12 protein-coding genes, 1 tRNA gene and 1 pseudogene are annotated in these 13,370 nt (G+C 40.6%); 12 read left to right on the forward strand and 2 right to left on the reverse strand.

All coding sequences use genetic code 11. The features are described 5' to 3' along the window. Nucleotides 1-31 precede the first annotated feature (31 nt). Nucleotides 32-613 (forward strand): beta-class carbonic anhydrase, encoded by a 582-nt coding sequence (locus R0K30_RS08150; RefSeq protein ID WP_099727972.1) that lies wholly within the window; start codon nt 32-34, stop codon nt 611-613. Nucleotides 614-650: 37 nt separating this feature from the next. Beyond that, nucleotides 651-2,273 (forward strand): SulP family inorganic anion transporter, encoded by a 1,623-nt coding sequence (locus tag R0K30_RS08155; protein WP_099727971.1) that lies wholly within the window; start codon nt 651-653, stop codon nt 2,271-2,273. Nucleotides 2,274-2,302: 29 nt separating this feature from the next. Here R0K30_RS08155 and R0K30_RS08160 read toward each other — a convergent pair whose 3' ends face one another. Further along, entirely contained in the window at nt 2,303-2,644 is a 342-nt protein-coding gene (locus tag R0K30_RS08160) for a MazG nucleotide pyrophosphohydrolase domain-containing protein (RefSeq protein WP_034316625.1), read from the reverse strand. Between the two features lie 136 nt (nt 2,645-2,780). Between R0K30_RS08160 and R0K30_RS08165 the strand changes: the two genes are divergently transcribed. Then, a complete protein-coding gene (locus R0K30_RS08165; protein WP_099727970.1) occupies nt 2,781-3,359 on the forward strand; it encodes an LOG family protein in 579 nt (192 codons plus the stop codon). A 56-nt stretch (nt 3,360-3,415) separates the two neighbouring features. On the opposite strand, the gene clpP is transcribed toward R0K30_RS08165, so the two are convergent. Continuing rightward, nucleotides 3,416-4,012, reverse strand: coding sequence for an ATP-dependent Clp endopeptidase proteolytic subunit ClpP (clpP, locus tag R0K30_RS08170; protein WP_024719872.1), 597 nt, complete (start codon nt 4,010-4,012; stop codon nt 3,416-3,418). 253 nt (nt 4,013-4,265) lie between these two features. Here clpP and R0K30_RS08175 point away from each other — a divergent pair. The 9 genes and pseudogenes from R0K30_RS08175 (at nt 4,266) to R0K30_RS08215 (ending at nt 13,297) form a co-directional block, all read left to right on the forward strand. After that, nucleotides 4,266-4,341: transfer RNA gene (locus R0K30_RS08175), tRNA-Arg, on the forward strand. A 929-nt stretch (nt 4,342-5,270) separates the two neighbouring features. Next, nucleotides 5,271-6,134: an aminoglycoside phosphotransferase family protein gene (locus R0K30_RS08180; RefSeq protein WP_410610011.1), complete on the forward strand. Its 864-nt coding sequence runs from the start codon at nt 5,271-5,273 to the stop codon at nt 6,132-6,134. A gap of 656 nt (nt 6,135-6,790) precedes the next feature. Further along, complete coding sequence (locus R0K30_RS08185) at nt 6,791-7,960, forward strand: macrolide family glycosyltransferase (protein ID WP_410610013.1); 1,170 nt, start codon at nt 6,791-6,793, stop codon at nt 7,958-7,960. A 543-nt stretch (nt 7,961-8,503) separates the two neighbouring features. After that, nucleotides 8,504-9,435: pseudogene (nikA, locus tag R0K30_RS08190) on the forward strand (nickel ABC transporter substrate-binding protein). Next, on the forward strand, nt 9,432-9,914 hold the full coding sequence (locus R0K30_RS08195; RefSeq protein ID WP_410610016.1) for an ABC transporter substrate-binding protein: 483 nt from the start codon (nt 9,432-9,434) through the stop codon (nt 9,912-9,914). Before nikA ends, R0K30_RS08195 begins: the two are co-directional and overlap by 4 nt. Before the next feature lie 15 nt (nt 9,915-9,929). Then, nucleotides 9,930-10,859 carry a nickel/cobalt ABC transporter permease gene (gene opp1B, locus R0K30_RS08200; RefSeq protein WP_099727966.1) on the forward strand — a complete coding sequence of 310 codons (930 nt, stop codon included), beginning with the start codon at nt 9,930-9,932 and terminating at the stop codon, nt 10,857-10,859. A gap of 5 nt (nt 10,860-10,864) precedes the next feature. Next, a complete protein-coding gene (opp1C, locus tag R0K30_RS08205; RefSeq protein ID WP_230030711.1) occupies nt 10,865-11,752 on the forward strand; it encodes a nickel/cobalt ABC transporter permease in 888 nt (295 codons plus the stop codon). Then, entirely contained in the window at nt 11,715-12,533 is an 819-nt protein-coding gene (locus R0K30_RS08210) for an ABC transporter ATP-binding protein (RefSeq protein ID WP_367307968.1), read from the forward strand. The genes opp1C and R0K30_RS08210 overlap by 38 nt, the downstream gene beginning before the upstream one ends. Then, nucleotides 12,527-13,297: an ABC transporter ATP-binding protein gene (locus R0K30_RS08215; protein ID WP_410610019.1), complete on the forward strand. Its 771-nt coding sequence runs from the start codon at nt 12,527-12,529 to the stop codon at nt 13,295-13,297. The genes R0K30_RS08210 and R0K30_RS08215 overlap by 7 nt, the downstream gene beginning before the upstream one ends. Nucleotides 13,298-13,370: the final 73 nt, after the last annotated feature.

Here is a 13,370-nt window from a genome sequence, read left to right on the forward strand (position 1 = left end):
CGATACTTAAAAAAAGATGGGAGATGGCAACATGGGATCAAAATTAGAAGAGATTCTTCAGCACAATTCAGAGTTTGTAAATGAGAGACATTATGAGCCTTACAAAGCGGGGAAATTTCCTGAAAAGAAACTGGTCATTTTAACTTGTATGGATACACGTCTTTTGGAACTGTTACCGCAATCCATGGGGCTGCGTAACGGTGATGCCAAAATCATTAAAAACGCCGGAGCCATCGTTACACATCCGTTCGGCAGTGTGATGCGGAGTATTTTACTAGCCATCTATGAGCTGAAAGCAGAGGAAGTGTGCATTGTGGGACATCATGAATGCGGAATGGCAGGTCTTGCGGCAGAGCCTTTACTTGAAAAGGCCAAAGCACGCGGAATTGAAGAGAAATGTTTGAGCATTGTGAAAAACTCAGGGGTTGATTTAAAGGGCTGGCTGACAGGCTTTGATTCGGTTGAAGAGAGCGTGTCCCAAAGCGTGAAATTAGTCAAAGAGCATCCGCTGATGCCAAGTGATGTGGCTGTTCATGGACTAGTGATTCATCCAGCAACAGGAAAGCTGGATGTCGTTGTAAAAGACAAACAGATCGATCCACAGTATACCTAAATCATCTACACATACTTGAAGGAGGCCAACACATACCATGCGTTTTTATGGAAGATTTGAAGGTTATGATTCATCAAAATTTAGACGCGATTTAATCGCTGGGCTTGTCGTGGGCGTTGTGGCAATTCCTTTAGGCATGGCATTTGCCATTGCATCTGGTGTCGGACCAGAATATGGATTATACACAGTCATCGTTGCCGGCATTTTGATTTCATTGTTTGGTGGTTCAAAGTATCAGATCGGCGGGCCGACCGGGGCGTTTGTTCCGATTTTATTCGGGATTGTCAGCCAGTACGGTATTGAAAACTTACTCATTGCCGGTTTTATGGCAGGCTGTTTGCTTGTATTGTTCGGAATATTCAAACTAGGGAAGCTCATGAAATTTATTCCTCGTCCGGTTATCATCGGTTTTACTGCTGGTATTGCTGTCATTATTTTTTCAGGGCAGATTGCCAACTTCCTCGGATTAAAGGGTGTTGAAAAGCATGAAAGCTTTTTCCTCAATATGAGAGAAATCGTGGTCCATCTCGGCACCACAAATAGTCTCGCCATCATCACAGCCGTCATCGGGCTCATCGTGATTTTGGTGGCACAAAAATACATTCCCAAAATACCTGGTGCTCTATTAGGTTTATTGGCTTCAACATTTGTAGCCGTTCTCTTTTTCCAAGGACAAGTTGAAACAATTGGCTCTGCATATGGTGAAATCCCTCGCCAGCTGCCAAGCTTCGCTTTTCCTGAATTAACGATCGAAAAAATGATTTATCTGCTGCCTCCAGCCATTGTCATTGCGCTTTTAGGCGGTGTGGAGTCAATCTTGTCAGCAATGGTTGCTGATAATATGAAAGGCTCTAAGCATGACAGCAACAAGGAGCTTGTCGGGCAAGGAATCGCCAATATGGCGGCACCGCTTTTCGGAGGGATTCCAGCGACTGGAGCCATTGCCCGTACAGCAACGAACATCAAAAATGGCGGAGCAAGTCCGATTTCAGGTGTTGTGCATGGCGTCGTTGTATTGCTCATCTTAATGCTCTTTGCACCATATGCATCCATGATTCCACTTGCTGCCATGGCACCAATTTTAATGTTTGTTGCTTGGAATATGAGTGAGAAAAAAGAGTTTATCAATATTGTGAAAGTGAGAAATGCGGATTCACTTGTACTTGTCGTGACCTTCCTCTTAACGGTCATCGGTGATTTGATTATTGGCGTCACCGCAGGTCTCATTTTAGCGTTTATCGCCTTTATCAAAAAAATGAGCCAGACGACCAACATTCATACAAATGTCGCTGTTCCTCAAATAGAAACGGCAGCCACTTTAGAAAAACAGACAGACCAGAAAGATATCAGTATGTATTCAATTGAAGGACCACTGTTCTTCGGTACAACAGATTCATTGGAAAATTCGATTTTGGATCATGTTCAGACAAAGCCGAAAACGCTCATCCTGCTCATGAATAAAGTCAACTATATGGACACCTCAGCAGAAGCGGTCCTGATGAACATCTCCAATCGTTTAAAGCATCATAATGGAAAACTGATGATTGTCGGACTACAATCACAGCCAAAAGAGCTTTTGCATCGTACGGGTCTTTTTCATCAAATTGGAAAGCAGCATTTCTTTGAACGAACGGATGATATTTCACCACAGCAGCTATAAGGGTGTAAAAAAAGCACGTGACAGTTTGGTTACGTGCTTTTTGCCTGTTCTATTTCAGTAGAAAAACGTTTTGTGAGTTTCTGTTGATGAGAGGCGAAAACCTCTTCTAATGTCACATCATAAAGATCAGCTAAAACGAGTAGATTCGCTAATACATCACCCATTTCTTCGATAAGGTCTTTCTTTAACTCTAGTGTCTCTTGTATTTTTTCATCAGGCCGATCACGCCCAATTTCTACGGCTCTAACGGCACGAGCGAGTTCTCCCGTTTCTTCCATAAGGAAGCCTAACCGAATAAACGGCCCGTATTTTGTCCAATTTCTCATTTCGTAAAACTCTTTAATCCACTTCTCTATCTCAGTTGTTTGCATTTTCTTTATACAGCTCCTTATATGGTGTTCGTTTTTTCATTTTACACTATATATAGACGATGCGGCTGTTTCTTTACAATTAATTATAGTAGAATGAGTGGGTGAAGAAATCATAGAGAGAGATGGAGCTGTTTTGATGAAAACGATTTGTGTGTTTGCTGGTTCGAATCCAGGTGTGAATGACATCTACAAACAAAAGGCTGTCGAGCTGGGTGCTTATATGGCAGAGAAGGGCATTTGTCTTGTATACGGCGGTTCACGAATTGGACTAATGGGAGCCATTGCAGATGAGGTATTGAAAAATGGCGGGCAAGTCATTGGGGTCATGCCAAAAGGGCTTTTTAGAGGAGAGGTTGTGCATCAAGAGCTAACAGAATTAATAGAAGTAAAAGGGATGCATGAACGAAAAGCGAAAATGAGCGAGCTGGCCGATGGATTTATTGCCATGCCAGGCGGCTTTGGTACATATGAAGAATTATTTGAGGTGTTATGCTGGGCACAAATCGGGATTCACCAAAAGCCAATTGGATTGTATCAAGTGAATGACTATTTCAAGCCGCTCATTGACATGGTGAAGTTCAGTGTACAGGAAGGTTTTTCAAATGAATCACACCTTCAATTGTTACATGCCTCCAGTGAGCCGGAAGAATTGATTTCACAGATGGCTTCTTATCAAACACCATCTCTTCAGCAGAAATGGACGGAGCTGTCTTAAAGCATGTGAACAACAAAAAACCGTCTGTTCGAAGGAGCAGACGGTTTGTTTTGTCATTATTTTTGTTCTTCTGAATTACGGGTCAAGACTTTGTCAATGAGTCCGTATTGAAGAGCTTCTTCCGCTGTTTTGAAGTTGTCACGATCTGTATCGCGCTCAATCACTTCAATTGGCTGACCAGTACGTTCAGCAAGTACTTGGTTCAGTTTATCGCGTAAAGAAAGGATTCGTTTAGCCGCAATTTCAATTTCTGTCGCTTGACCTTGGGCTCCGCCTAATGGTTGATGAATCATCACTTCACTGTTTGGAAGGGCATAACGCTTACCTTTTTCACCAGCAGCAAGCAGGAACGCACCCATTGATGCAGCCATACCAATACAAATAGTTGATACCTTTGGTTTAATAAATTGCATCGTATCGTAAATGGCCATACCAGCTGTGATAGAACCGCCAGGGCTGTTAATGTAGATAGAGATATCTTTCTCTGGATCTTCGGCTTCCAAGAAAAGAAGCTGTGACACGATGGAGTTGGCAACATTGTCATCGATCGCAGAACCAAGCATGATAATACGGTCTTTTAAAAGACGAGAATAAATGTCGTAAGCTCTTTCCCCACGATTTGTTTGTTCAATGACTGTAGGTATTAAATTCATAATGTTCCTCCTTCACCTTTTAGGTAAGTATGTAATTCAATGATACATTTTTGGTCAATAAAGGTCAAACAAAATGCTGACCTAAAATCAAATACCTCTATCCATTTTCCCCAAAACCCTTCCACTTCAAACCATCATATGAATATATGTATTTGAAAGAAGAAAATACATGGGCAGGTCTGATGATTAATCATTGCTTTCTTGCAGCATTTCCCTTATAATTTGATATGCTGACGTTCAAAAAACATATCGTGCGCTCGTAGCTCAGTTGGATAGAGCGGTGGTTTCCGGTACCACGTCTGCCGGGGGTTCGAATCCCTCCGAGCGCGTCTATAGTATCCAATAGGATTCGATTTATCATTTGTGAAAAAGCTGAAAACCCTTTGAAATAAAGGGTTTTCTTTGTTTTTTATGGAATTACGTGAGTAAACGTTAGAAAACGATATTATTTCATTTTGCACAAATTTTTCACTTGTGGCTCTTTCGAGTGATAACATTTTTTGAAACAAATCCAAAGTGTTTTTAGTATCTTCTTCTCTAAGCTCCTTCACCACATGAGAATAATATCTAAGGGTTGTGTCAATGCTAGCATGTCCTAGCTTTTCTGAAACATAATAAATAGATATTTTCTTGTAATGAAGTATACTGCATGGGTGTGTCTAAAACCATGAATTGTTCCAGGTTCAATTTTTAAGTCGTTCAAATGTTAATACTTTTTTAGGGTTTGTAGGACTAATAAAATAAGCTCATAAGGGTTTGGTGTTATTTCTTTGAAAAAATCTTTAAACAATTTCATTGTTTCAATATACATTTTAATGACTCTGTTAGAAGGGTCATTTTTTGTGGACTAAAAACCTTTTCCTGTCTTGTAGTCCCATGTTCGTGAAATGTTGTTTTCTTCATATCTAATTTCTTCAATAACTCCGCTGGATTTTAAAAAATATTTAATTAAACACCCAGATGATGCTAAAAGATATTGAGATTTAAAAATAAAATTAGCAAAACAGTTTCCTGAAAATCATTATAAGTATCAAACTGAAAAACAGAAATTTGTTAATGAGTTAGTGGAAAAGGCAAGAAATTGGGCAAATTCTTATTAAGTTTACGGGTGCAATAGTCCAGGAAGGCTTATCGCTTTTTTGTAGAAGTTATTAACGGAGAGTTTAGTTGTAGAAATGTTGTAATATAGATTTTGTTTAAAAAGATGTGGCTTTTTAACAATAAAATGGAGATTGGTTATAAATAGGGGGGAAGTTTGATGTTAAATCGTGTCATTCAACAATTTGGATTGAAGGTACTATCAATTAATGAGGTTGAAGATTCTCATAGTTCAACAGTTTATAAATGTATTTTGTCTAATGGTGATAAAGTTTTTTTGAAAATTCCTTTTACAAAATTGAAGTATCAGCGAGAATTAGAAGCCTATGAAATTTTAAAAGGAAGTGTCTCTATTCCTGAAATGATGGATTATTGGACAGGTGATGAGGATTGTCCAGGTGCTTTTTTATTATCTGAATTAAAAGGGAAACCGTTAACATCTAATGCTACACCAACAATAGCGTTCCAAGTTGGGGTCCTTCAGGCTGAAATGCATTCTATTCGTCCTCTTTCTGAGCAAATGTTAACTTGTATAAAAAATGAATTTCCGAACTGGTCTCATTTTGTTGAACAGAAATTTTATAGTTTTGCTGAAGATGTAAGGGATATTTTGGATGAACAATTATATAAAAAAGCCATTGAAAAATTTGAAAAGATGAAACAAAAACTTCCGTCTCCAGATGGACCAAGCTTTGTACATATGGATTTTCGTCCAGCAAATATAATTGTTGATAATGATAAAGTTTCAGGAATAATAGATTTTGAAAGCGTAAGATTTGGTTCAACAGAAGTCGATTTTACCAAACTGTATCGTGATTTTTTAAGTTATGATGTTAGCTTGTATAATGCATACCAAGAAGGCTATAACAGTATCAGGCCATTAATTGACCTGGAGAATGTGTTACCTTTTTATCGATTTACAGATGCATTCAATAGTATTGGATGGTCTAAACGCCGAGGAATTGAAAAAAATGCTTTGTTTTTAGAAGAAAATTTGTCAAGATTGAAAAAATGGTTACTATAATATAAGTTGATTTCTCTCTACATCAGAATATTAAATAATATATCGTGGAATGTGAAGGAATGTACTTAAATTAACGGGTGCTATTTTTAATAAGCACCCAATATGAAAAGACTTTTATTGTAAACATGAAAGTGGAATATATTAACAAAATGTATTCCGCTAACATCTATCGTGTTGGTTCAAGTAATATCATTCTAATATACATTTTTATCAAAATAAATTCTAAAAACGTTGATATAAATAGATTTAGGTGGATTCAATATACGTGAAATTGATAAGTATATTTCTCAAAACGAGAAGTGAGATTTTAAAAAGGTTTTTTAAATATTTAATGTTGATAATACTGATTTAAAGTGGACATAGAAATATTCTTTGCACAAATTTTGCACGAGATAATTTTAAAATGTTGTTACAACAGTAATTAAAGACATAAAAAATACGTTGTGAAAAACAGTCTAATGCATTTAAAAAAATGCTGCTCAAATCATAAGTTCAAAAAGACAAAGCTCTTAACAGGAGGCTTTGTCTTTTTTTCTTGTATCTTCTTAAAATACTGGCCATAAGACTCATTTCTTCCCTTTTTAGGCGTATTTGTTGAGGTTGCTGGCTGTATATGATTAACATGGAAGGGAATTGACAATGAGGAGGGATTTCTTGTGGCGAAGATTTTATTGATTACGTTCCCAGCTGAAGGACATGTGAACCCCATGTTAGGGATCATAAAAGCATTAACGGATCGAGGTGATGAAGTTCATGCGGTCACAACTGAACATTATCAGGAACGAATCAAACGCTTAGGCGCTCACGTACATATACATCCAGACTATATTCGCACATTAAGTGTGGAAGAAGACGATTTAGATTCCATGCAGCCATTCTTTCATGCAATGCTGCAAACGTCATTAGATATTTTAGAGGTGGTGGAAACACTTTCTAAGCAGCATTCATTTGATTTGGTCTATTTCGATATGTTTGGGGCAGGCGAGCTTGTTCGAGATTACTTACAGATTCCAGGGATCGGTTCGAACCCTTCTTTTGTGCTGCAAGAGGCGCATTTTGATACACCTCTATATAGAAAGGATGAGAAGGCCGCTCATCTGTTAGAAGAAATAAATGAACGTTTTGGGGTACAGCCGAAGCGTTTGATGCAATTCATGAAAAACCGCGGAGAACTGAATATGGTGTATACAAGCGAATATTTTCAGCCGTCTGTCGATGCATTAAACGATTCGTTTGTCTTCATTGGGCCGAGCTTTCTAAAACGAGCAGATCAGCACCCATTCCCGCTGGAAGTACTTGAGCAAGAAAAAGTCGTCTTTATTTCGATGGGTACAGTTCTTGGGGATACAGAAGCATTTTTTAATCTGTGTATTGATGCTTTTGCAGACTTTGATGGAAAAGTGGTCATCGCAACAGGAGAAAAAATTGATAGGTCTCTCTTAAAAGAGGCGCCGACTCATTTTCTGATCGAGCCTTATGTACCGCAGCTTGAAGTGCTCGAACTAACAGATGTGTTTGTGACACACGGCGGAATGAACAGTGTCAATGAAGGCATTCATTATCACGTTCCGATGGTGGTCATTCCGGTCGACAAAGATCAGCCGATGGTGGCACAAAGGCTGACGGAATTATCCGCTGCTCGGACGCTTGATAAAGACCAGCTGACGACAAAGCAGCTAAGAGATGCCGTGGAGACTGTTCTGGAAAGTGACACGTACCGTGCCGGGATTGAAAAAATTGAAGAAAGCTTCCAAACAGCAGGTGGAACAGAAAAAGCATTACGTGTGATCGATCAATTTAAGCAGGCGAAACAGGCCCAATCATGAGTCTCAGCGTGTAGACAAACCCTCGCATTCGGTGTCGTGCCGGTGCTCACGAATCTCAAATTCGCTCCGCTTCAGTACTCGTCCTTCCTAGACTGCAAAGGTTTTCTATCAAGCTGAAAAGAAGACAAAGGGCTAAAATAAAGATCATTTTAGCCCTTTGTCAACAATCTGACAGACTCGATCATGAGTCTGTTTTTTTGATGAAAAAAGACATTGTATTTCCCATTTCTGTATGCTAATATTCAATTCGTAATCATTTCGATTAAAAATCGAAATGATTACGATAATATCAAATTGGGGGAAGTACATATGAATGATCAAGCTGTTTACATAAAGAAGAAATATGAGAAAAAGCATCCCTATGTGACATATACCTTGATGCTGTTTTCAGTCATGGCTTGTTTTTTATTGGCATCATGCTCTGAAAATAAGGCATCTTCCAGCTTACATGACCGAGAAGAAGATGAGCTAGTGTATGCAAGTACAAAAGATATAAGGGACATTAATCCCCATCTATATGGCGGAGAGATGGCCGCTCAAAATATGGTATTTGAATCGCTTGTCGTCAATACAGACAAAGGAGTTCAACCAGCCCTAGCTAAAAGCTGGGACATTTCAAAAGATGGAAAGACCTACACCTTTCACCTTCGAAAAGACGTGACTTTTTCAGATGGTGAGCCGTTTAATGCGAAGGCAGTGAAAATGAATATTGATGCAGTTGTCAAAAATATTGAAAAGAACGCTTGGCTCAATCTCGTATCAGAAATCAAATCCACAAAGGCTGTAGATGAACATACATTTGTTCTCACGTTGAAAGAACCTTATTACCCAACGTTAGAAGAGCTAGGCTTAACTCGCCCCTTCCGTTTTATTTCTCCAAAAAGCTTCGTTGATGGGACCACAGCAAAAGGAGTCAAAGAGTATGCAGGGACAGGTCCTTATGTGTTAAAGGAACATAAAAAAATCAATACGCCGTGTTTGAAGTAAATGATCACTATTGGGGGGAAAAGTCCAAGATTTCAACAGTGAAGTGGAAGGTCATGCCGGATCATCAAACGATTTTACTTGCGCTCCAAAAAGGAGAGATTGATCTCTTATTTGGAGCAGATGGTGACATGATCGACGGAGACTCATTTCAGGCGTTAAAGGAAGCGGGCCAATACGGTGTGACCGTGAGTCCTCCTGTTGGTTCAAGATCTATTGTGATCAACTCCAATCAACCCGTCACAAAAGATCCAAAAGTAAGAGAAGCATTTCAATACGCCATTCAAAAAGAAATGATTACAGAAGGGATTTTAAATGGAACGGAACAAGTAGCACACACGCTGCTTGCCTCGTCAGTCCCTTATGCAGATATCCCGCTTAAAAAGAAAACCTATCAAAAAAAGAAAGCAGAGGCATTACTGGATGAGGCAGGCTGGAAGCTAAAAGAAGACGGCTATCGCTATCAAAAAGACAAACCACTAAGCGTGTGACCATTTATTATAATTCGGATAATGCAGGCGAAAGAACGATTAGTGAATCGATTCAACATGACTTCAAGCAGGTTGGGATCAAGCTGGATATTAGAGGAGAAGAAAAACAGGCGTTTTTAGATCGTCAAAAAACAGGAAAGTTTGATCTGATGTACTCTCTATCGTGGGGACTTCCTTATGATCCACAAACTTACGTCTCTTCATTCCGTGTTGCATCTCATGCTGATTATCAAGCCCAATTAGGCTTGAAAAAGAAAAAGTGGCTAGATGAGACAATTACGAAGGTATTGGTGGAACCAGATGAGCAAAAGAGAAAACAAATGTACCGAGAAATTTTGACGTATATTCATGATGAAAATGTCTACATCCCAATCTCTTACTCTGTGACAAAGGCCGTTTATAATAAGCGCCTTAAAGGTGTAGGTTTTCATGTATCACAGTATGAGATTCCCTTTGACCGATTGTATTTTTCGTCTTAAACCGGAGGCGGAGACATGACACACTATATCTTAAAACGAATATTGCTGCTTTTCCCACTCATTGTCTTCATCACCTTCTTTGCGTTTGTGTTACTTACGATGCGGGCAAGTGATCCAGCTGAGGTCGCTTTGCGTGTGAATCAAGTGACCCCAACAGAAGAAATGATTGAATCGATGCGACAAGAGCTAGGCTTAGATCAACCATTTTTCATACGCTATGCCACATGGCTTAAAGATGGATTAACAGGTGATTTTGGCAACAGCTATGTCACACAGGAGCCGGTTTTTGATCTCATTATGGAGGCGCTGCCTGCCACATTGAAGCTTGCAGGAGCAGCGCTCTTTTTCATCATTGTGTTGAGTTTATTATTCGGAATGGTATGTGCGTATGCGGCTCATACCTGGGTGGACCGAATACTGAGAGCCTTTGTGTTTATCACAGCTTCAATGCCTAGTTTTTGGTTGGGAATTTTGTTTATTTGGCTTTTTTCTGTCAAATTCAACTGGGTCAATACGAGTGGAATGGAAGGTTTCAAATCTATTCTTCTACCAGCTATCACACTATCACTTGGCTACTTATCGACCTATGTGAGACTGATTCGAAATCAAATCCTAAAGTTTCAGCACGAGCCATTTGTTTTTTATGCAAGAGCCCGTGGTTTAAAGGAACGTACTATTCAATTGAAAGTCATGAGACATGCGCTTCAACTAGCGGTGACAGCACTTGGCATGTCTATTCCAAAGCTCATTGCTGGAACCGTCATTATTGAAAATCTTTTTGCTTGGCCAGGGGTTGGACGGTTGTGTGTGACGGCTATTTTCCACGCCGATTTCCCGATTATTCAAGCCTATTTGTTTGTGATGGGGTTCCTGTTTGTTGTGTGCAACCTCATCGCTGATGTTATGCAAATGATCATGAACCCGCAGTTAAGAAAGGAGGGCTGAGAAAGATGATAGGGTGGAATCAATTAAGAAAAGACCGTATGGCCATTCTTTCTATCTGGCTATTAGCACTTGTCGCATTAGCTGGACTGTTTGCACCAGTGTTAGCACCACATGACCCGACAGATACGAACATTCTTCAAAAATATGCCGGCGTCAGTCTTACTTATCCGCTCGGAACGGATCAGCTGGGGAGATGTGTATTGTCGCGGCTTTTATATGGCATTCGCACAACGATGCTTGCGGCCATGCTGACGATGTGTATCACGATGCTCATTGGCAGCATACTGGGACTCATGGCCGGCTTTTTTCGAGGAAAGGTTGATGGAGTTTTGATGAGGCTGTGTGATGTCATGCTGTCCTTTCCAGCAGAGGTGATGATCCTTGCCATTGTGGGAATATTGGGACCTGGACTTTTCAATATTATTCTGGCCAATGTCCTTGCGAAATGGGCCTGGTATACAAGAATGATTCGTTCGTCTGTCCTGCAATATGCGAATGAGCCATCTGTTCAGTTTGCAAAAGTGTCTGGTGGTTCCCCCTTTTACATACTGAGGAGACATCTATTCCCTCGCATCTCAGGAGAAATCGCTGTCTTTGCTACACTTGATGCGGGGTGGGTGATTTTAAATATATCCGCTCTGTCTTTTCTTGGGTTAGGTGTGAGTGCACCTACACCGGAATGGGGCATGATGCTAAACGAGGCGAAGAATGTCATGGTGACACACCCAGCTCATATGCTCGCGCCTGGACTTGCCATCTTATTCGTGGTCATGGCGCTGAACTTTTTAGGAGATAGTCTGCAGCAGGCCACGAACCCTGCTATGCATCATATCAACAAAAAAGGGGGGAAACCATTTGCCTTTCATCGACGTAAAAAATCTGTCCGTACATGATCCAGTACAGCAAAAGAATTTGGTGGCGAATATCACGTTTTCATTACAACAACAACGCTGTTTAGCCGTTATTGGAGAAAGTGGAAGCGGAAAATCAACCGTCGCAAAAGCGTTAATTGGCTTGATCCCTCCTTCGCTGGAAGTGGGAGGAGCGATCATGTTTGACGGTGAGAAATTGACAAGTCAGGCGGTAGAGCAGTGGCGAGGAAAACGAATTGGCTTCATCTCACAGGATGCCATGAATGCGTTCAATCCCATCGAAACCATTGGTCATCAAATGATGGAAACGTTTCAGCGGCATTTGGGCTTACGCGGGAAAGAAGGAAAAGCCCAAGCCATCACTGGACTGGAGCTTGTCCATTTAAGAAATCCACATCAATTGATGAAAAAATATCCTCATGAGCTGTCTGGCGGCATGCTGCAGCGTGTCATGATTGCGATCACGATGATGCTTTCTCCTGACGTGATCATTGCGGATGAGCCAACTGCGTCGCTTGATGCATACAATCGGCGTGAGGTCATCATGCAATTACAGAGGCTGAAAGAAGAAACAGGTGCTGCCTTGATCATCATTTCGCATGATTTAGGCGTCGTTCAGGCGATCGCTGACGAGTTGATGGTGATGCATCAAGGAGTGATGCTTGAGCATCGCGCAGCTGAGAAGATATTCACATCACCCGAGCATCCCCAAACAAAGCATTTACTAGAGACGAGACTTCGCTTATCTGCCCCCCTTGAAGCACTTAGACAGCAGAAGAGAGTGAGGGCGTTCCCATGTTGATCACAGCCAATCAATTACGTAAACATGGAGAGGCGAAAGGTTTTTTCTCTCATCAAAAGGAATCAAAAGCACGAATATCAAACGTATCGTTTCAAATCGAAAAAGGACAATGTATCGGGTTAGTCGGTGAGAGCGGAAGTGGCAAAAGTACATTAGCACGTATCCTGCTCGGTTTAGAAAAGTTAGATGGTGGAGAGGTATTGATTGATGGGAGGCCAGCTCACATATGGAGGAAGAAGAATCGGGGGGAAATGAGCGTTGTCTTTCAGGATTATATATCTTCTGTCCATCCATCCTTTACGGTGAAAGAAATCATTGCTGAACCCATGCGATTGTTAAAGCATGAAAAGAATATGGATCAGAAAGTATTGTCATTGCTTGAGCAAGTCAGGCTTCCCTCGTCTTTGCTGAATCATTATGCTCATCAGCTAAGTGGGGGGCAGCTCCAGCGGGTTTGCATAGCAAGAGCCATATCCACGAATCCAGCAATTCTCATATTAGATGAAGTCCTTAGCTCACTTGATGTCTCTGTTCAGGTACAAATATTGGAGCTGCTTGAGACACTAAAACAAGAATTAGATATGACCATCCTGATGATAACGCATGATGTAGAGGCAGCGGTGTATCTATGTGACAGGCTCCTTTTTTTACATGAAGGGTTACTTGTGGAAGAATGTACAAATGACCAGCTGTTTGAAGCGACCCATCCATTTACGCTCAAGCTGCTGGACTCACTCATGCCTTTTCAGCTTGACAAAAAATAACCAATCTTTTATCGTATACGTAACAAACGACGGAAGGGTGACCCAATGCAATGAAGTACTAATCCTATGACCT

Source organism: Bacillus sp. SIMBA_154, assembly GCF_046536015.1.
In the GTDB taxonomy this organism is placed as follows: Bacteria; Bacillota; Bacilli; order Bacillales; family Bacillaceae; genus Bacillus; species Bacillus pumilus_P.